The 20,272-nt window shown below is 44.6% G+C and carries 15 protein-coding genes; 11 read left to right on the top strand and 4 right to left on the bottom strand.

Annotated features, from left to right (window positions below; all coding sequences use genetic code 11):
• Positions 1-20 precede the first annotated feature (20 nt).
• Positions 21-674 (top strand): CatB-related O-acetyltransferase, encoded by a 654-nt coding sequence (locus J4N44_RS17075; protein WP_187993398.1) that lies wholly within the window; start codon positions 21-23, stop codon positions 672-674.
• Positions 675-749: 75 nt separating this feature from the next.
• On the opposite strand, the gene J4N44_RS17070 is transcribed toward J4N44_RS17075, so the two are convergent.
• A complete protein-coding gene (locus J4N44_RS17070; protein ID WP_188014440.1) occupies positions 750-2,429 on the bottom strand; it encodes a flagellar assembly protein A in 1,680 nt (559 codons plus the stop codon).
• Positions 2,430-2,959: 530 nt separating this feature from the next.
• Here J4N44_RS17070 and J4N44_RS17065 point away from each other — a divergent pair.
• From J4N44_RS17065 to J4N44_RS17020, 10 genes are all read left to right on the top strand, one after another.
• Entirely contained in the window at positions 2,960-3,478 is a 519-nt protein-coding gene (locus J4N44_RS17065) for a sigma-70 family RNA polymerase sigma factor (protein WP_114320367.1), read from the top strand.
• A gap of 1 nt (position 3,479) precedes the next feature.
• Entirely contained in the window at positions 3,480-4,418 is a 939-nt protein-coding gene (locus tag J4N44_RS17060) for a FecR domain-containing protein (RefSeq protein ID WP_252045502.1), read from the top strand.
• Positions 4,419-4,487: 69 nt separating this feature from the next.
• A complete protein-coding gene (locus tag J4N44_RS17055; protein WP_237359322.1) occupies positions 4,488-7,616 on the top strand; it encodes a TonB-dependent receptor in 3,129 nt (1,042 codons plus the stop codon).
• A 179-nt stretch (positions 7,617-7,795) separates the two neighbouring features.
• On the top strand, positions 7,796-9,115 hold the full coding sequence (locus J4N44_RS17050) for a PKD domain-containing protein (protein WP_252045501.1): 1,320 nt from the start codon (positions 7,796-7,798) through the stop codon (positions 9,113-9,115).
• A 149-nt stretch (positions 9,116-9,264) separates the two neighbouring features.
• Positions 9,265-10,677: a PKD domain-containing protein gene (locus J4N44_RS17045; RefSeq protein ID WP_252045500.1), complete on the top strand. Its 1,413-nt coding sequence runs from the start codon at positions 9,265-9,267 to the stop codon at positions 10,675-10,677.
• 206 nt (positions 10,678-10,883) lie between these two features.
• Positions 10,884-11,609: a Slam-dependent surface lipoprotein gene (locus J4N44_RS17040; protein ID WP_005450033.1), complete on the top strand. Its 726-nt coding sequence runs from the start codon at positions 10,884-10,886 to the stop codon at positions 11,607-11,609.
• A gap of 64 nt (positions 11,610-11,673) precedes the next feature.
• Entirely contained in the window at positions 11,674-13,152 is a 1,479-nt protein-coding gene (locus tag J4N44_RS17035) for a surface lipoprotein assembly modifier (RefSeq protein ID WP_252045499.1), read from the top strand.
• 154 nt (positions 13,153-13,306) lie between these two features.
• Entirely contained in the window at positions 13,307-14,167 is an 861-nt protein-coding gene (gene exbB, locus J4N44_RS17030; RefSeq protein WP_017818307.1) for a tonB-system energizer ExbB, read from the top strand.
• 3 nt (positions 14,168-14,170) lie between these two features.
• Positions 14,171-14,602: a TonB system transport protein ExbD gene (exbD, locus tag J4N44_RS17025; RefSeq protein ID WP_252045498.1), complete on the top strand. Its 432-nt coding sequence runs from the start codon at positions 14,171-14,173 to the stop codon at positions 14,600-14,602.
• Positions 14,599-15,417 (top strand): cell envelope integrity TolA family protein, encoded by an 819-nt coding sequence (locus J4N44_RS17020; protein ID WP_252045497.1) that lies wholly within the window; start codon positions 14,599-14,601, stop codon positions 15,415-15,417. Before exbD ends, J4N44_RS17020 begins: the two co-directional genes overlap by 4 nt.
• A gap of 105 nt (positions 15,418-15,522) precedes the next feature.
• On the opposite strand, the gene J4N44_RS17015 is transcribed toward J4N44_RS17020, so the two are convergent.
• The 3 genes from J4N44_RS17015 to J4N44_RS17005 all read right to left on the bottom strand — a co-directional run bounded on the left by J4N44_RS17015 (position 15,523) and on the right by J4N44_RS17005 (position 19,859).
• Positions 15,523-17,544: a GNAT family N-acetyltransferase gene (locus J4N44_RS17015; protein ID WP_252045496.1), complete on the bottom strand. Its 2,022-nt coding sequence runs from the start codon at positions 17,542-17,544 to the stop codon at positions 15,523-15,525.
• Between the two features lie 115 nt (positions 17,545-17,659).
• Complete coding sequence (locus J4N44_RS17010; RefSeq protein WP_029790505.1) at positions 17,660-18,634, bottom strand: ParB/RepB/Spo0J family partition protein; 975 nt, start codon at positions 18,632-18,634, stop codon at positions 17,660-17,662.
• Between the two features lie 7 nt (positions 18,635-18,641).
• Positions 18,642-19,859 (bottom strand): AAA family ATPase, encoded by a 1,218-nt coding sequence (locus tag J4N44_RS17005; protein ID WP_005448834.1) that lies wholly within the window; start codon positions 19,857-19,859, stop codon positions 18,642-18,644.
• Positions 19,860-20,272 lie beyond the last annotated feature (413 nt).

The following is a 20,272-nucleotide window of genomic DNA, read 5'->3' as shown; positions in this document are numbered from 1 at the left end:
TTTTTGCATGGAGAATACAGATGAACGCTTTCGATACTTGGCTGAAAGGGCAAATCATTAAAGAACATGTCACCAACCCAAACATTGAAGTGGGTGAATACAGCTACTACTCCGGCTTTTACCATGGCAAAACTTTCGAAGATCAGGCTGTTCGTTATTTGATGGGCGACAGCGTGACACAACAAGAATGGCAAAACGGCGCATATGGCGAAGTCGATAAACTGATCATTGGGAAATTTTGTTCGATTGCCTCTGGTGCGACTTTTATGATGGCGGGTAATCAGGGACATCGTATTGATTGGATTTCCACCTTTCCCTTTTCCCCAGAAGAGTTTGGCAATGGGGTACAAAGCGGCTTTGAACGTGCCGGCGATACCATTATTGGCAACGATGTCTGGATTGGCAGTGAAGCCATGATAATGCCGGGCGTGACAATCGGTGATGGTGCAGTGATTGGTGCGCGTTCAGTGATCACTAAAAATGTCGAACCGTATTCCATTGTGGTTGGTAATAATCATGTGGTTCGCCTGCGCTTTGAGGAAGAAGCGGTATCGATGCTACTAGAGATTCAGTGGTGGGATTGGTCAATTGAGCACATCAAACAAGCGATGAAAATCATGTGCAGTGGTGACGTCTTCGCATTAGGTGACTACTACCGTGAACACATCGCTTAACGACTTAGCATTGGGTCTGATTTGTTAAGGCAAAATGAAGCGAAAGCCCAGATAAATGGGCTTTCGTTCCTAAGGTTAAACAGCAGCCAGGTCTTCTTCTTCCAAGGTTGCAGAGACTTTAATCTCGTATTGATTAAAGCTAAATACACAGCCGCCATGGGTACGTTTGGTGGTGACTTGCTCATCACCAAATTGAACCGTCACCCGAGTAAAGACTCGGTCAGTTGCTTCAACAATATTCTCTGCTAATGCGACTTCGAAATCTTGTTCAGTTTGCTCAAGCTTCTGCTTTACGTCTTCCAAACGAGTGTTGTTTTGCGCCTTCAATACTTCTATCTGCGCTTGCTCTTCATCTGTGCGCTCTGCTTTAGGGCGTTTCTTAAACTCAAGTTCCTTTCGGATAACGTCCATGGTGCCTTCTTGCGCGGATTTATACTCGTCTTTTAGATTTGCAATACGTTCCTTAAAGACAGAATAATTTGCAAAGGCTTCAACCTTGGTCGCCGTATCTCCCTCTACACCCAATTGCGAACAGGAAACCTTACTGCCCACTTTTGCATCACCGCCACTTAAAGTGCCGTTCTTGCCACTGGCATCAAGCACGATTAAATTGCGCCCACAAACAATGTCATTGTTCATGCTATGGACAGCAAGTTCTATGTCTTCACCAGATTGCAATTCACAATATTGGGCATAACTGGCACGAATCGATGTTTTGGTGCGCACATGGCAGCTTTTTGGCTGACCATCGCTCACCGTATGACCAATGATGCCCTTAGCAACTTGAATATCCCCTTCAGCTTGTACATCGGCAGATTCAATAAAACCACCCACTGTGATTGAGCCCGTCGCTTTCACTATCATGCCCGATTCGATGTTCCCGCCAATGATGACGTTGCCTTTAAATTTTACGTGACCGGTGTTTACTCCGACACTATTGAGGCAAAGTGCATTGTCGACTTCGATGGTTTTTTCTTTGATCAGTGGTGTGCCTGAAACAGATGCAAGTAAGAGGTTTGGATCGGACTTGCTGATTTCAGTACCTTTACCGGGTTTAATTGGACTGTCTTTGCCCGCTTGTGGCGGAATAACGCGACCTTGAACGGTGAAGCCCGGGATGCCTCTGGTCGCCGGAGTGCGGCGCATCACCTCATCCCCAATATCGACAGCGATGGTTTCACCTAAATTGCGTAGATCGATTTTGTCACTAGAGGATTGACCTTCTTTCGGCTTAAGGATGCGCTTGGTGATGTCTTTAACAAGTGGCGTGAAGATAGCGTCTTTGCCTTTAACAGGTTGCTTGCCAACCGCAACAGCTTGGGTGAAGGTTTCTCCGGGTTTTAGCTGTGCACTGACAACCAACACTTTTTTCAACGCAAGTTTATTGATGCCTTTGGAAACACGAGCATGCGCGAGTGCTTGAACAATTTCAGGACCTCTTAGTCCTCGTCCGCCATAAGCGCCCGTCACATTCATGCTGGCAAGCATGTCATTGTTGGAGAGTTCAACTTCCACCTGAGCGTTTTTGATCTGTGCAATCACGATCCCTTCATAGGCTTCTGATTTACGTTCACGCGCGCAATTAATGAATCGCACCACCTCAGTTTCATCGACAAACGCTTTGTCAGCTTCCATCATCTGAAGCTGCTCAGGCAATTCCTTTTGATTTAGCTCACCTCCGAGATCCACATCTCCCGGTAAGCGGGCAAAAACCTTTGTTTTATCTTCTGACCACTCCAGGCATATCTTCCACATAACCAATCCATCTGCTACCCATCACCACCTTCAGTCTAACCAAAATCATTTTCTGAACAAACCTCTCAATTCTAAGAATCAGGCTCACATCACTAAAGCATTAACAGGCTCAAAACTCAGGTATATAAAGCATTGAGCATAAAACTCATTTCAACAAAGCCATCTTAGACAAAATGCAATTTGGTTTAGAAAAGGTCGTAAAATTGATTTACCTCCAGCCGTTTTCAAGCAAAGAAAATAACGAAAAGAGTTTTATCAATACCGAATCAACTTCGACAATAGAATGTTTCTTATATAGCTCAGAAAATCTTGTATACGGTCGTTTTCTTCTACCTGTCGCGCTGGCAACACCCTGGTTTATTCACATCTTTTTTTACTTTTAAAGTCATTGATTTAGTGACGATAGTCTTATCATTAATAATTTTTATAAATTTTTCCTCTGGAACCTATTTATTTTTCTGTTATATTCCGCCAACTGTCGTAATGATAATTATTATCATTACTGTTAGTTAGGGAAGGAGTATCAAATCATGGCGGCTATCAGTTCAGCAAGCGCAGCTCGTATCGGTAACATGTACCAAGAGCACCACAGTTGGTTATCTGTGTTTATTAAACGTCGTTTGGGGTGTCCTGAAGCAACTGCCGATTTAGTTCAAGACACTTATTTAAGACTCCTTACCCGAGGCAAATTACCTGAAGCGAAAGATTCGAGAAGATACCTTACTCATATCGCAAAAGGTTTGGTCATTGATCTTTACCGACGTCGTCGAATCGAAGCCGCTTACTTAGAACTCATCGAACAAGAACCTGTAGAAGTCGCTGGCTCTCCTGAAGACCAAGCTGTCGTTGTGCAAGCTCTGGTCGAAATTGATGCCCTTCTGCATCGTTTACCTCTTAAAGCTCGCCAAGCACTTTTGATGCGCCAATTGGAAGGCAAGAGCTATAAAGAAATCGCACTCGCACTCGACGTGTCAGTGTCTTCTGTCGAGAAATACGTAGCGAAAGCACTGCAGGGCTGCATGATGACCATACTGAGTGAGAACGAGTAACATGGAGCAAGTTTCTCGTGAATCCATCGAGCAAGCCTCTCTGTGGATGGCGCGCTTGTGGGCCGATGACGTAACACAACAAGACAGAGATGCCTTTGATAGCTGGAGAAGCGCCCACCCTGATAACGCTTATGCTTGGCAGCAGTTAGAAGAGCTACAAAGAAAGTTTACTGGTATTCCAAACTCCCCGATCAGCCGCAAAGTGCTTGCTCCAAAACAGCGTGGTTTGAACCGCCGACAAGTCTTGATGCTTGGTGGCCTTTCTCTTGGCACGTTAAGTTTGATGATGTCTACTCATACCTCTCTTCCCAATGGTGCGGAGTACACTACAGCGACGGGTGAGGTGAAAGACATATTGCTTTCTGATGGCACTCAAATGGCAATGAACACCGCCACCCGCGTATTTGTCGACTTTAACCAGCAAGAACGACGTTTACACCTGCTTGAAGGTGAGATTATGGTCACCAGTTCTCACCATCTCACCCCTTTCCATGTCACTACTCCGCAAGGTCGAGTCGTACCAATAGGCACCCGTTTCACCGTACAAAAACGAGACGACGATACGCTAGTTTCCGTTTATGAGGGCGAAGTAGCACTCTACCCTTTACTTGGTATGGGAGCACAGCACTTGCTTGCTGGTGAAAACGCCCACTTTACACAACGTGAAACCTCGAACATACAAAAGAATCTCAGTGACGACGCCCTATGGTTAGAACAAAAAATCATGGCACAAGGGATGCCACTCACAGAGTTTATTACGGAGCTAAGTCGATACCGTCGCGGTATTCTCTCAGTCGATCCACAGTTGTCCTCTTTGAAGCTCACCGGGGTATTCTCGACAAAAAACGTCGACAAAACGCTTTTTAACATCAGCCAAATATTACCAATCGAAATCCGCTATCGGACACCAATGTGGGTCAGTGTGAAAGCAAGACCATAAAAAAATTTACGGGTTTAGACATCTCATTCGGTGTAAAGAGCAGTTAGTAGACCGATTAAGGAAAGCAAGGTGCCGCTCCCTCAACGACGCCAAATATTGGCGATAATGATTCAAGCCAATCTAGGATTAGCCTCTCTCATCACTCCTTTTGCCGCATGGGCAGAACAGTCAGTACAGTACGATATTCCACCAGGTAATCTTGACCATGTATTAAACCAGTTTGCGGTAGAGTCTGGTGTTGAGTTTTATCTCAATGCTTCACTTTCAGAAAACCTGCAAAGTCCTGGATTAACAGGTAACTATGACCCCGAACAAGCATTGACATTGCTGCTGGCAAACACGGGATTGAATGCCGAGAAGCAGGCTGATGGTGTTTATCAACTTTCTCCTTCCTCTGAAATGACACTCGACGCAATTCAGGTAAGAACGAGTTTTGAAGATGCTTATTATCGCGATAGTGATGGTGAGATGGCGATCTATGACGCCGATGTTGCCAGTGCCTACATGGGCAAAGAAGAAATAGAACGCTTCAAAGGCGCAAGCGCTGCCGATCTGTTTACCGGAATGGCAAATACCTTTAGTGGTGAGGCTCGTAATGGCGGTGGAAGCATTGATCCTAATGTTCGTGGTGTACAAGGTTTTGGACGAGTTCCTGTCGTCATAGATGGCACAGAACAAGGCATTTCCGTTTATAACGGTTACCGAGGCGCTTCAAACCGAAACTACATTGATCCAAACTTGATTGGTGGTCTGAAAGTTTACAAAGGCGCACAGATCAGTTCGGACGTGAATACCTCTGTAGGGGGCGCAGTACAAGTCACGACATTGGAGCCACAAGACATTGTGCCTGAGGGTGATAATTTCGGTATGGAGTTCGTGGCGGAAAGCAGCAGCAACTCAGTAAAGCCCAACAAAGCTCGCTTGCATACAGGTAAACGGTGGCAAGATGTCCCAGTATACAATGAGTTAGGCGGCGTACCATTATATGACGACCCAGAAGTACGCTTTCAAACTAGAGATGATAAAGATGACAATCCGTTAAACGGTGAGGATACAGCTTATCGACTAGCTATTGCGGGCGTAAAACCAAAAATTGAATGGCTTGGCGCGTATGCATATCGTAATCGTGGTAACTACTACTCAGGCACAAATAAAACGGGTTTCTACTCCAAATCAAGAGATGGTAGCGGTAGCGAGATCGTTGCGGGCAGAAACCCATATTTGAACCCGGAACACATTGCATTGAGCCATATCCCTGGGCACGAAGTACCAAATACATCCTCTGAGATGGAATCGTTCCTATTAAAAACAACCATTAATTTTAGCGATTACTATAAGTTACAGCTGAATGCGCGCTATACAGAGAGTACTCACGGGGAAATCCTCGCGAGTCGTTCAGATTATCGAAACAGTGACGGTCTGCCTCAATGGCCGCTAGCGAATGCCAAGATGCAAGCTTACAGCATCAAGTTTCGAGCAAACCCAGAAAGCCGCTACATTGACCTCAGTACTAACCTATGGACAACGTTAACGGATTCCAGAAGCAATACTGGCTATGGCTTTCCCAATTTTGTGAACTTTCGTAGCGAGACACCAGATATCATCATCAACACCTCGACCGTCAATCGTGATGAAAACCGTTTTGGCTTTGATTTTAAGAACAAAATGCTATTGCTCGATAACTTGGATGTCACGGTTTCCGGCAGCTACATGAAGCATGAATTGACCCCAAAAGAAGGTTTGGAATACCTCATTGATTTCTACGGTGGTCCTGTGCGCTCGGGAGAAAGAGAAGAATATAACGGAGCCGCGGTCATCGAATGGCGTCCACTAGATGCCTTTATTATCAATGCAGGCGTGCGCTATATCAGTTATGAAGCCACCGACTTTTACATCGAGAATCGCATCAAAACGGGCAATAGCGACGATGTTGGTCTTAAAGAATACAAGAAAGATGGTTATCGTCTCGCATTTCAAACCATTGAAACTTACGCACCTGAAGAAATCGCACAAAACGTCGCGAATGCTGAGCATGAAGTTCGTGCAACGTTCACAAAAAAGAACATAAACCGAGAAATCAATCGCCTGCAACATTTGATCACCACCGATCCCACCCAAGCTGATACTTACCGTGAAGAGTTAAAACTGCGTCAAAATGAGATCAATAACTTTGATTCACTGTTAACTGCAAAGGTAGAAGAGAAAACAACGGAAGCCAAAAACAAAACCAGTTTCGTTGAGGATCACCTAGTTGAATGGCGAACCAACAGTAAAAACGAACTGGATCTTGCTAACAACCCTTGTTTGATTGCCCAAAAGAAAGACAACTTTGTTGAAGGCAGCTGTAAAACCAAAGGACAAATTGATGGCAAGGACAACCGTAACCTCAGCTACAAGAACAGCGGCAGTGGTTGGATGCCCTCTCTTACCACAACATGGCTAATCAACGAAAACAGCCGTGCGTATGCTCGATATGCAGAAACACTGCGATTCCCAAGCTTATTTGAGAGTACCAGTGGATTTTCTGGTAACCCATCAGCATCAGTACCCCTTGAACCAGAGCGAGCGAAACTCTTCGAGGTCGCGTACATTCACTACTTTGAGAACGCAAGTGCAAAGCTCACTTACTTTGATCAAACGATTGATGATGTAATGGATCGCGATCGATCCAGTTTTTCATTTGCCAATCTGGATAGCCAACGCACCAGTGGTATTGAAATCAACGGTATGTTCGATAACCAACTGTACTTTGCCGATGCATCATTGGCTTATAACTTCCGCAATGAGGTGTGTGACAAAAACTCTGCAGCTCAAGGCTTCGTCCCAGCTCTTGTCGATAAAACCACACCATCAACAGAAACGTGTGTTCGCGGTGGCTTCACAGCAGCAAGCTATCTGGCAGCACAAGCGGCACCAGAGTATTCGGGTAGCTTATTAGTCGGAGCAAGGTTCTTTAATCAAGCATTAGAAAGCGGGTTACGTACCAACTATGTTTCTGGCAGTCACGAAGATGAACAAATTAAACGAACCGATGTAACAACATTTGATGCTTACATTAAATATGCGTTTAACGAACACCTATCTGCAGAGCTTATCGGAAGCAACATCACCGATGTTTATTATCTTGAAGCTGGATCGGTATCTGGGATGCCTGCACCAGGAAGAACGATAGGACTCAAGTTAAACGGACGCTTCTAAACCTTATGAACGCCCCTTAAAAACAAAACGCCTCACCCGAGGCGTTTTGTTTTTTCATTTTATTTTTACGGATTTCCAATTGCTATTCGGTGTAGTGGATGAAACTTCATAAAGCCCAATATAGGTTTGGTGTCCCAAACACCACCAAGCCTATAGAACCGTATATTTAGGATGATTTAATGAAACCCAACATGAAATGGACGCTTCTTGCTATCACCATTCCTTCGCTTATCGCTTGTGGTGGTTCAGACTCAAACACTGCAGATTCACATAAAGCGCCTGTATCCGTTGTATCTGGTTACGAAACAGCAAAAGTCGGAAACAGAATTCGTGTAGATGGACTGGGTAGCTACGGTGTAGATGCCAGTATCGCAACGTACACTTGGTCTATCAGCAAAAAACCACAAGGCAGTAACGTCAAGTTAAATAACGTTAATGCAGTCTCTCCATACTTCACACCAGACGTGGCAGGAGACTACACCGTTCAGTTGGTAACCAACGATGGCAAAAAAGACAGTAGCGCACAATCGCTGACTATCACCGCAACAGAAGTAAATACCAACGTGGCGCCCGTTATTTATGCATCGGAAACCTACACGGCAGCGCTTGATCAAACCCTGAAATTAGACGCGAAAGCTTACGACGCTGATAATGATATGCTCAGCTACCAATGGGCTCTCAACTCAGCACCAAAAAACACCACGATGTCGTTGAGCAACGCAAGCACAAAACAAGCAACGCTAAAAGCAAACGTTGCAGGTGAATACAAACTAACTCTAACCGTCTCAGACGGTAAAGAAGAGACAACTAAAGAGATCACCATCAACTACTCTGCCGATAACGTCGCACCGGTTGCCATGGCGGGACGAGATACCACATTCGAATTGGGTGGAACCGCAACCTTAGACGCTAGCGCAAGCATTGATGGCAATGATTCAGGTATCACGTACCAGTGGGAATTTGTGTCCAAGCCTTCGGCAAGTACTGCAGAATTGTCGGATGCTACGTCAGCAAAACCAACATTCACCCCCGATGTCGAGGGTGATTATGCGCTTGCTCTAACCGTAAGTGATGGTGCTCTAAGCAGTGAAAAAGATTTTGTTCGAGTAACGGCATCGAAAGCAGGAACAAGCGACCTCGTATTGCACTTCAACGGTGAGAAAAAACAATGGCCTCTCGAAATACCGATTATTACTCTGAATAAAGACCTCAAAGGTGAAGCGCCCAAATACGTACTCCTAGGGTCACTAACTCTTGAAGCAGTTGGACAAGATTATGAAGTTCAGCAGGTCTTTGCAATGAACGCAACCAATCCCGATCACGACTTGAAATTAAGCGGCATTGAAGATGGCAGCGTGCTACCTGTCGGTGATGAGATTGTTGTTAAGTTTTGGTCAGCACCAACACAAGGAAGTAGTGTCATGATGACTTACGGTCTAATGATCAAAGATCAAACAAACTTTTATGGCGGTGTTGGCTACAACTTCCAAACAAACTGATCGTCCTGCACAACAATGATACATAAAAAAGCGCGGTCTCTCCGCGCTTTTTTACGGATATTCAAATCTCATTCGGTGTATCAGATAAAGCCTTTCTTTTACCGCGCCGCGTTATGGACCGCGCTTCTAATCAATTAGGATGAACTAAGATGAGTCTAAGCTCGAAATATACTCTCACACCATTGCTGTTATTACTTCTTAATGGTTGTAATGGTGGCGGTGGGAATGATGCCTCTGAACCCCAAACGACTAACAATCACCCCCCTATTGCGATAGCTGGGATCAATCAACATGTAAAGCTGAGTGAAAAAGTGGTGCATCTCGACGGCACGGGTAGCGTCGACTACGACCAAGACTCAATAGCCTTCTCTTGGAAAATGGTATCGAAACCCTTCAAGAGTAAAGCGGAGCTCATTAATCCAGAATCCAGAACTCCGCGCTTTGAGCCAGACTTATTGGGCACTTACCTTGTAGAATTGGTGGTGAACGATGGCAAAACAGACAGCCGCCCTAACCAAGTAAAGATAGAAGTCATCAGGGAAGACGAAAATACACCACCAACGATTAAATTTACCAAAGATAAGTACACCGGTAACCTAACTCAGCAAATTAACCTAAACACAAGACCTCAAGATATTGATGGCGATAAATTGTCGTTTACATGGGAAGTGTTGTCCCACCCACAAGGCAGCAATTACTCTATAGCGAAATCGACTGTGTATGATTTCAACTCAATCAAGGCTGATACGGAGGGCAATTATGTGGTTAAAGTGACTGCATTCGATGGCTTTTCTGAAGCTTCCGCTACGACCACCGCTTCCTTTTTTTATAAAAATGTCCCTCCACATGCGGAGGTAGATGGTTCAATGTTTTGGGTTCTTGATAACATGAGTGTCCCATTGAATGGCACACCCAGTGGTGATGCCAACGGCGATGTACTCACTTATGAATGGCACTTCACTAAAAAACCAAACGGCTCATCCGCCGTCATCGATGATCCTTATGCTGTGCTAACTTCATTTTCGCCAGATATCTCCGGGGATTACGTCGTCAGTTTAACCGTAAATGATGGCGAGTTTTCAGATAGCCATTCTGTGGGAGTTAGAGTAAGAGCGATTTCTGAATCCCAACCGCACACCAAACTCACACGCGGCTCAGATCCCACTCCTTTGCGACTGCCTCACAAGCAAAATGACGTCATCGATAAAACATCCGATACGGGTCCTATTCCTAACTATTACACTCTCGATAGCTATACTTTTGAAGCAGTAGGAAAGCCAGTCACCATTACTCTCGGAAAGTATACGCTTAGTAGTAGCAACGACGTTGTAACACCAAGGATATTAGTTGGCTCTCAAAGCTACTTTAGTAAAGACCTTCAAGATAACGATGTTATTATTGTTATCCCCGCTGGTGACAGCTTAACCTTCCAACTACAAAGTCCACCGACCAACGGCAAAGTGGCAAAAGCCTCAATGGGCTTCAGCTGGAGTCTTAACGGTCCTAATGACTTTAGTATGGTTGAAAGAATTTCCACAACGATTGAATTTACCAGCCGTTAAAACACAAGCAGCTATCAAAAACGTCCACAGTTGTGGGCGTTTTGTTTTTTATTCGCCAACAATTTAAAAAATCACAAACTTATTTACGGGTTTTGTCTCCTATTTCGGTGTACTAAATGAGACCGCGTTAGTCATCTGTCGCGAGCACCGGATGCACTGGCATGGTCTCTTTCTTTAACTATTTCAATCAACAAAAGGAAGAGACAATGAAACCACTTCAACTTTCATGGATTGCAGCAGCAATGATTGGTCTAAGCCCACTTGTTCATGCAGGATTTGATGGCGCGATCAGTGATGATTCGCTTCGCCAAGTAGGAGAATCAGAAGTTTGGGTCCCATTTATTCACTCTAAAGGCAATGCAGGCATCGGTAAAACAGGTGGCAAACGAGTGGACTTTGAAGGTCTAGCTGGTGGTATTTTTGATGACGAGCGAAATGGTGTTCACACATCAGGCAGCAAACATTTTCAAGACAATTTTTACAGTTTTGTCCAAGTAGCGAATCAAGATGTGTGGTTTGGAGAATGGTACGAAGGTAAGAAAGATTCTGAGTTTAACAACCGTACCGTTTACTACGTCGGTAATGATGCAGGAACGACTGTACCAACCAGCGGCAAGGCGACCTACAACATTACTGGTATTAACAAGTTCTCTGGCGCAAACAAACTTTCAGGTACGTTTAACGCTGATTTCGGAGCCAAAACGCTAGACGGTTCAATCAACAATAGCAACCTAACGGTAAGTGTAGACGCAACGATTAATGCAGCAACCGCAGCATTTAATGGCACTGCTCAAGCTGTACAGAATGGCACAACCACGAATGGCGCTTCTCAAGGTCACTTCTTTGGTGCGAATGCTGCTGGCTTGGCTGGTATCGCCACCTTTACCAACAATAGCGATCTAGACACTGCTTTTGGCGGCGAGAAAAAATAACTCTCGACTCAATGAGTGATAACCAAGAAGCAGCCCTTGCTGCTTCTTTTTATATGGAATATTTATGGCGGTTAGAACCTCTTACACCATCGCTCTGACATCCCTGTTAGTGCCGTTGTTTTCTTTTCCCGTTGTAGCCAATGACCAAGATACGAATCTTCGCATTCAGCAAAGAGATGCGCTATCAGCACAAGAAAAAGAAAAGCGTCTCCTGCAAGAAGAAAAAGAACTCGAATTACAGAGGTCGAAGCAAGCTCAGGAACAAAGCTCGTCAGATCAAAGCAACGACAACTTAGGGCAAGCGCTTTACCTAGCAGTTAAAGGAAAGCAATGGTCACAAGTAGAAGTACTATTGAACCAGTATCAATCATCACCCTATGCAGATCCTTTACTTATCCATTATGCCCAAGGCGGTCTATCACGCTATTTAGGTCGTTTAAGTGATGCAGAGGCAGAGTACCGATCGCTTTTATCCTTATATCCGAATTTTCTTCCCGCTCAGTTAGAGCTTGCTCGCGTTTTGTTTGAGCGTAAGAAAAACCAAGACGCACACACCCTTTTCTCACAAATCAAATCTACTCTCCCTACTGATAACCCAAGGGCTGATGGTGTCAGACGTACTCTCAATGCCTTTATATCAGCACTAGAGCACAGAGATGCATGGCAAGGTGCGATCAGTTTTGGTCCAACTTTCAATGACAATCTTAATAGCAGCTCAGAAACCTATACTTGCTTAGTCCGTCATGAGACAGGAAAGTGTTTATTTGATCGAGTAACACCGGAAAAACAGAGAGCAGCAGGGGTAACTTTTAATGCAAGTGCGAATAAGCGCATTAGCTTCAAAGGTCATCATGGTATGAGTTTGCAAGCGCTGACGTATGGTTCTCGTTACAACAATCACAGTGAATACAACGAGCAAACAGCGAATGTTAGCTTTGGTTACAGCTTTCAAGACCAGCGTCATAGTATCTTGGTTGCGCCGTTGATCGAGTACAGCACATACGCGGATAAGAGTTTGTATTGGTCAACAGGTCTAAAGTTGAATGGATTCCATAGCTTAGACTCGAAAAGCGCATTGAGATGGGAACTAAAAGGCGAATACCAAGATTACCGTCCAACAAAGCTCGACTATCAATCAGATTGGCAATGGAATGCAAGCATCAACTATTGGCACCAGTTGCCACAACAATGGCTCGCATTCGGTGGCATAGACTGGACGCATAAACAAAATGATCAAGATGTACATGCTTACCAGCTCTATGGTGGTCGAATCGGAGTCGTGAAAAGCGTCGAAGGTTGGCTTGACGCTAACCTGTTTGCATCACTGCGAGAAAGGCAATACGAGGGATATAACGCCCTACTCGATGCAAAGAGAAGAGACACAGAGCAAAACTATACTGTCACATTTTCCTCTCCAAAGTTGGTTTTTTGGACGTTGACACCCATTCTAGAGTGGACTCATAAACGGGTAAACAGCAACGTTGATTGGCTGTACACCTATCAGCAAAATGAGGTGAGCGTAAAATTTGAAAAGCGTTTTTGACTCTAAAATCACGGCAAACATGCTTTACAGTGTAAATTGACCCAAATATTTAAATTTATTTTACGGATTTCGTTACTTCATTCGGTGTAGTGGATAGAGCAGGCGCGAAAAGGTTATTTGCGCCATCAGTCATTTTCACAACGAGCAATGGATAATGAATAAGCGTTTTTTTCTCCTAGTGTCGGCATCTTTTAGTCTGGCACTTCTTCCCCTTTCTTCTTCTGCAACTGAGTCAACTGGTACTTCTATAAATAACTCAGTCACCGAAACACAAATAGCACCACCTTCTAACCCGCTCATCACCCACGATTTATCCCCAATGGGTATGTACCACGCTGCTGATTGGGTGGTAAAGGGAGTGATGCTCTCACTGCTTGCCGCATCCATTTTGACTTGGGCAGTTTTTCTTTTTAAACAAGTACAACTGATGAAAGCAACACGACGCACACAAAAACTACTTACTGAGCTTGTTGATGCAGAGTCATTGGAAAATGCCAAACAGACCACTCAGCCTTTTAAAGGCGTAGAATCCTCACTAATTTCAGCAACGCAGCATGAATTGCAACTCTCTTCTCTAGGCTCTGCTTCAGAAAATGGCATTAAAGAACGCGTACAACTGCGCTTAGAAAGAGTGCAAGCTGAATTAGGGAGAAGCATGACTTCACTGACCGGCATCCTCGCAACCATCGGCTCCGTCGGTCCTTTCGTTGGATTGTTCGGCACAGTTTGGGGCATCATGAATGCTTTCATCGGAATCGCAAAATCTCAGAACACGACGCTAGTGGTGGTCGCTCCGGGGATCGCAGAAGCCCTCCTTGCCACGGCAATTGGTTTAGTGGCAGCAATTCCAGCAGTGGTCATCTATAACTACTTCACACGTAAAATTTCTGGCTACAAAGCGCAACTCGCCGATGTCTCCGTAGCATTGATGATCTTGGTTAGCCGAGATTTGGATCAAAAGCGAATGCAATCTCACCAAGAACACAACGACACAGTGCTAAAGAAGGTGGGTTAAGCAATGGGATTTAAGCCAGCCTCAGACAGCGATGATATGGTTGAGAATCATGAGATCAACGTGACACCTCTGGTTGACGTCATGTTGGTGCTCTTAATCATAGTGATGGTTGCCGCCCCATTAGCGACAGTCAACGTTGCAGTCGATTTGCCGACGTCATCAGCAGAGCCTCAGCCTCAACCTGATAAACCAGTTTATCTCACGATTCAAAAAGACCTAACCTTAGTTGTGGGAGAAAAGCACGAGACTTCGCTTGCCGATTTGAAGCAAGCCCTAATAAAAGCCGAGGTTGAACCAGACACTCGGATATTTCTTCGAGCTGACAAATCTCTGAGTTATCAAGATTTAATGAAAGTGATGAATGAAATGGTCGCTAGCGGCTACAACCAAATTGCATTAGTTAGTGTAGAGCAAGCGTCGGGAGCGCCACAATGAATACTCTAGCAGGACCATCTTTTCGTTATAGCTATAGGAAAAAACGTTTTGTTTTAACGGCTATACTACTGAGCGCCTCTCTTCACGCCTTAATAGCCATCGCTTACATGTGGACACCTGAGTATGACTTTTCCTCTCCGCCACAAGCGATACCGATTACAGTGAGTATCGTAGCACCAATGGCTGCCCCCAAAAACACGGTGAACGCGGTTGAAAGTACAGTGCAACAAGAAGAGTTAATTCAACAAGCCCGTCAAGAGCAATCCGTAAAACATAAGCCCGAACAAGAGCAGTCTCCAGCTTTAGTCAAATCCAAACAGCCGAGCACGATCACCGCAAACACTGAAAAGCCAATAAAAACAGAGAAACCAAAGCCGAACAGATCAAAACCAGAACCAGAAAAGCAGTCAAAGAAAAAACAACCTGAAATCAATCAAGCCGCCAGTTCAAAACCTAGCTTGGAGACGAAACGTGAATCCAAACAAATCAGCGCACTAAGGCAGGGTCAGCAATCCGAAGCAGGACGAGCGGCAAAGGTAAGTTGGCAACAAGCTCTGCATGCACACCTAGAACGAGAAAAACGCTATCCAAGGCAAGCACGTCGACTTAAGAAGAAAGGGATGCCAGTGATTCGCTTTACCATGGACAGGGAGGGAAATGTTCTCGATGTGGAACTCGTAAAAAGCTCAGGAACAGCATCATTAGATAAAGAAGCGATTGAGCTTATAGGACGAGCGCAACCGTTAGTAAAACCACCTTCAAGTGTCAAAGGCGCTCGCTTGACACTAACTCTTCCTATCAATTTTTCGTTCTAGCCAGCCTGAAAAACAAAGGAGAGAATTTACAGTGTAAACTCTCTCCTCTATCTAAATTCCTATCTATTCCACTTTACAGTGTAAATTACAAAACCGCGTATCGTTTTACACTGTAAATTTAGCGATTAAAGCTTGAAGCTCTTTGCGTATCTCAGCTTCGATTTGCTTACGTCCCGCCAATCCAAATTGTTTTGCGCACTCATTCCAATCTTTGTTTAAGAGTGACTTACTGATCAGCAGATCAGAAACATCAACCAAACCAAATTGAAGTAACCATTGTTGAAGCCATGTCGACACAGATTCAAAGCTATTACCACCTTGAGCATAGCACTCCACCAAAGTGATCTTCGCCTTATTCAACGAGACAGCTTGAATTGGTTGGGATAACAACGTACGCATTAAACTCGGCTCAAGTCGTGGATAAATCGCAGAAGCACTCAACGACAATAATTCTTCAAATAGATGCTTAGACTCTTCAATCCAAGACTGCTGTTGGGCGTTACAATTGCGAACCATCAAAAGTGAATAGCAGCCACTCGCAGCGTCACGCATCGTTCCAAGTCGAATCGACTCATAGCCCGAGCGTTGCCAGAACTTTATGAGTTCTTCCGTTGCACCAAAGCTGGTGGACAAATAGGAAATGTGAGATGGCGTTGATTGCTCCAGCAATGACAACATATGTTGACCAATTCCTCGCCCTTGCAACTCTGGATGAACAGCGATACGCATCACACGTAATGTAGAAAGCGCGCCGACTTCTGAGTAGCCAAGCTGGTTAATAATGGTAATGGGAGCTAAATGCCCTTTTGGACGACGCTTGCCGAGCTGGATATCTTTAATTAGGTTTTCGGCAAAGTTGCCTTCTTCCACGGTTAAAATCACACCGGCGATTTGACCTTGGTACTGAGCAACATAAACCTGACTGTTTTCATCTTGCAGCAAGTGAAGTAAATCATTAGGCGCCGTTTGATAATGCGCGTTGACCAATAGCGCAAAGCACGTTTTCAATACGGAAGGATTAGAAATCAGCTCGGACTTACGGAGATTGACCAATGCAATTTCACCAAGCTCTATTCGCTCAAACGGTTCAAGCTCTGCATTCAACAAAAACGTCTCATACAGCCACGACTCTAGATTGTCATTTGTACTCCAACGGATAGGCTGTTGAAGGTGGTGGCTTTTCATTCCTGGTCTTTGTTCTTTCAACCACTCAATAAACTTAAGCGTAAACCCTCGACCACACCCTTCATAACCATGTATCGTGCTCGAAAAAACCAAACGATGATAATGTACCGTAATTTGCTTGAGCATTGGTACAGGGATCGCCGCAGCTTCATCCACTAACAACAAGTCACATTCCGGCATAGACGAAAGCAGCTCGTCTGGGGCAATAAATTGGATGTACCCCTGCCCTACTTCCAATCGTTCTTTCTTAACTCGTTGCGCTGTTGAAAGTAATCGCAATGCATGCTGATAGATGGGTTCAACAGCTTTAATGCTTGGTGCGGTAACTAAGATACGCAGCGTCTTTTGCTTAAGAAGCTGTGCACAAGCTATACCTAAAGCGCTGGTTTTTCCACGACCACGGTCAGCAGTCAACACCAATGGACGCTTGCGGTGTCCCGTTACGACTTTCTCAACTAATGCTACCGCTTCAGTTTGTTGCTCAAACTGGTTTTCCTTCGCGCCAAATTGTACGCTCGATAGTGTCGGCAACGGAAGACTCTGGTCTATCACAGTCAGTTTTTGCCAATGCATTTGCATCCACAAATCAGCTTCGCTTGGTTGCTCTTGTTTATTGGCGATAACAAGCAGCAATCCACCGCCAACTAAAGCCCCAAGAGCAGCGGTAAAACTGTTGGCATCGACGCCTTTTCTCGCATCAAACAATAAAACATCGCACTCACGACCAAGCAACATATTGCCTTGTTTGCCAGACACACAAAAAGCCCCTTCAAGGGACCAATCACCAACACAGAACCAAGTCTGATCCGATTGATGTTTGTAAAAGTCAGCAATTAGCGCATCTTGCCATTCGGGCTCACCATAGATAGCCACGCCACGACGTTGAAACGCATCATGAGATTGAGTTTGAAGTTGAGAAAGGAATTCAGATTGAGCGAGCATTACGTATATCCGAGCATTAAACTGACGCCATGTTATCACATCTCGATTCACGGAGACTTTGCCAAATTGCAGACATAAAAAAACCGCCCGAAGGCGGTTTCAAAGAAGAAGATATTTACTTCATTTTACTCTCAACGAAAGCAAGAATTTCTTCCATCAAGCTGTCGTCAACTTTTTTCAAGTTAAGAGCAAGGTTATTGCCTTTGCGGCTGTAGCTTGCACGCCCTTTAACAAGATCAACTTTTTCAGCTTTCTTAGCTGGCTTCGCAGGTGCTAATTCTGCAATCCAGCTTTCAATGCTTTCTGTCACTTCTTTTGTCAGACGAGCAACACCTTGAGCTGTGCTACGTTGCCACAGGTAGCCTTCAGACGTACGGCATTTATCCAGCAGATTTTGTTGCTGTTCACCGGTTAGTGATGAGAATTGCTTGTGCAGCTTCACTATCGTTGGACGACCTAAATCACCAACATTCGGGTACGCTTGAAGAAGCTCTAACGGTAATGCCGCCGCTTTTAACGCACCACTCACCAATGCTTCGCTGCACTGGAACATTTTTGCCAGTGCTTTTTGGTCTTCTGCTTCGCCGCTTTCTAACTTCGCCTGCATCTCTTTACCTTTCTCGTAGAGAGACAGTGGCTTGTGCGCGTTTGCAACATCAGAAAGGAATTTCGCGTGGTCTGTGTTGATGCCGTCACCAACGTAAACCAAGAAATCTTTGCCCGCTAAGATACAAGACATACGACGGCGGCTACCATCTAATACTTCAATCTTGCCATCTTGCGTGCGACGACCAACTGCTGGATATTGTTGGCCACGTTCTTTCAACGTCACCAACACATCCGATAAAGCGTGTTCGTTTAGGAAAGATTGCTCACGAGCGTTTTCTGCAAATACGCTCGTGTCTGTCGCCACTTTATCCGCAGGGATTCGTACCAATTCAAATTGCACAGTATTCTCACCAGCGACTGCTAGTTCGATAGTTTGTGCTTTGTCTTTTGCCGCCGTTTGCGCTTCTTGAGGTGTCGCAACACGACGCTTATTGGTTTTACCAAATAATTTCGCGTTTAATTCAGACGTTTTCAATGCCATTTATTCATTACCCCTGATTCAATGACGGCCAGTTAGAGTGCAGTACGCGCTCTAGTTCTAATGCACTCTTGTGCACCGCATCTTGTGCAGTTGCGAGTGTTTTCTTACCACCTTCAAAGTCGCCTATGGTTAAGTCAAACACAGTGCTGTAGGTGTCAGCACAGGTTTCGAATGCACGACTGCGAGGAATGGTAGCCATCATAACTTGGTCACCTAGAAGATAGTTCATTTCAGTTAGAACAGAAACTTGCTTCTTGTTGTCGTCTTCAAACATAGTAGGCATCAGACGAACAAACTCAAGACCGTTCCAATCTTCAGGGAACATCTCATAAACCGTTGGTAGGTGTTGGAAGAAGTTTACTGTCGAAGCCCAGTCAAGACGCTTCGCCGCACAAGGAATCAATAGCGCGTTCGATGCGTACATTGCGTTCCATACTAGCGGGTCAACGTGTGGACCGGTATCAATCATAATTACGTCGAAGTCATTCGCGATCTTGTCAATCAACTGCTCTTTCAGCAGACGAACGATATCTAGCGATGGGTCTTCAGAGAGTGTTTGCCACGCTTCTGCGTTGAACATTGCGTCTTCTGGGAAAGCAGAAATCGACTTCAAGTTCGGATATTGCGTCGGCAACAGTACGTTCTTGTGAAGGAATTCACGATCAATTTCAACACCATCAGGCACGTTACCCAACATGATATCGACAGCAGAATAGATGTTGTCGTGTTCTGCCACGCTAATTTGTGGGTTCAAAAACAGACGCAGAGAGCCTTGAGGGTCAAGGTCAATCAAACAAATACGGTAGCGTTTATCTAGGTTTAGAGCCAGACACGCCGCCAAATGAACCGCGGTCATCGATTTACCCGTACCACCCTTTTGGTTTTGTACGTTGATGATCCATGGTTTATTTTCAGAATTCTTTTTGCGTTCATGGAATTTTGGCACTTCCGCCGCATCCATTAGCATGTGCGCTTCTTCAAGCGTGATTGAATAATGGTTAGCATTATTCTTTGTAAATTGATGACCTTCCGCTTCCATCTTGCCGATAGCATCGTCTAGTTTACGACGAGTTAAACCAGAGCGGGTTTCCATCATTGCCTTAGACATTGGTGGGAAGTAGTTGTCACTACGCTCTTCCAAAACAATCTCAATACGGTCAGCTTGAACTTGTTGCGTCAGCTCTGCTAATTCCTGGAGATTTTCAATCGTTGTTTCTCTTTTCATGCCAAATTCCGTTGGAAGGATATCTGCATTTCATTGTACAGCACTACAACACAAAAACAACAAAAAGGTGCACGAGCATTTTGAATAACCATCACATAAAAAACACTCACAAACGCCTGTTTTATGATTTCACCATCAAAACATCACAAAATTTAATCAAAACCCTGCGAATAAAGTGCTTCAAACTCGACTAGATTTAAAGTGTCACACTGTCACTTATTTACAATGTAAATAGCATTAATCTCGGAACGATTATAAAACAACGCTAAATTACGGATAGTGTGAGATGAATCTTATGTTGGATGATTTTCAGTGTTTCTTTAAAGAAATGGAAAACACCCACACCTTGATCATGCATCCAGTACGTTAGAACGTATATTTAAGTGAAATGAAGCGGAAGTATGATCAAGGGG

The sequence above is a fragment of the Vibrio sp. SCSIO 43155 genome, assembly GCF_023716605.1.
GTDB lineage: Bacteria > Pseudomonadota > Gammaproteobacteria > Enterobacterales > Vibrionaceae > Vibrio > Vibrio harveyi.
Note: the sequence above shows the minus strand (reverse complement) of the source record. Positions and strands in the feature narration are given on the sequence as shown.

Bases quoted from the DNA above. Each gene is read 5' to 3' on its own strand.
- J4N44_RS17075 (WP_187993398.1), top strand. From the start codon at position 21: ATGAACGCTTTCGATACTTGGCTGAAAGGGCAAATCATTAAAGAACAT.
- J4N44_RS17070 (WP_188014440.1), bottom strand. From the start codon at position 2,429: ATGTGGAAGATATGCCTGGAGTGGTCAGAAGATAAAACAAAGGTTTTT.
- J4N44_RS17065 (WP_114320367.1), top strand. From the start codon at position 2,960: ATGGCGGCTATCAGTTCAGCAAGCGCAGCTCGTATCGGTAACATGTAC.
- J4N44_RS17060 (WP_252045502.1), top strand. From the start codon at position 3,480: ATGGAGCAAGTTTCTCGTGAATCCATCGAGCAAGCCTCTCTGTGGATG.
- J4N44_RS17050 (WP_252045501.1), top strand. From the start codon at position 7,796: ATGAAACCCAACATGAAATGGACGCTTCTTGCTATCACCATTCCTTCG.
- J4N44_RS17045 (WP_252045500.1), top strand. From the start codon at position 9,265: ATGAGTCTAAGCTCGAAATATACTCTCACACCATTGCTGTTATTACTT.
- J4N44_RS17040 (WP_005450033.1), top strand. From the start codon at position 10,884: ATGAAACCACTTCAACTTTCATGGATTGCAGCAGCAATGATTGGTCTA.
- J4N44_RS17035 (WP_252045499.1), top strand. From the start codon at position 11,674: ATGGCGGTTAGAACCTCTTACACCATCGCTCTGACATCCCTGTTAGTG.
- exbB (WP_017818307.1), top strand. From the start codon at position 13,307: ATGAATAAGCGTTTTTTTCTCCTAGTGTCGGCATCTTTTAGTCTGGCA.
- exbD (WP_252045498.1), top strand. From the start codon at position 14,171: ATGGGATTTAAGCCAGCCTCAGACAGCGATGATATGGTTGAGAATCAT.
- J4N44_RS17020 (WP_252045497.1), top strand. From the start codon at position 14,599: ATGAATACTCTAGCAGGACCATCTTTTCGTTATAGCTATAGGAAAAAA.
- J4N44_RS17015 (WP_252045496.1), bottom strand. From the start codon at position 17,544: ATGCTCGCTCAATCTGAATTCCTTTCTCAACTTCAAACTCAATCTCAT.
- J4N44_RS17010 (WP_029790505.1), bottom strand. From the start codon at position 18,634: ATGGCATTGAAAACGTCTGAATTAAACGCGAAATTATTTGGTAAAACC.
- J4N44_RS17005 (WP_005448834.1), bottom strand. From the start codon at position 19,859: ATGAAAAGAGAAACAACGATTGAAAATCTCCAGGAATTAGCAGAGCTG.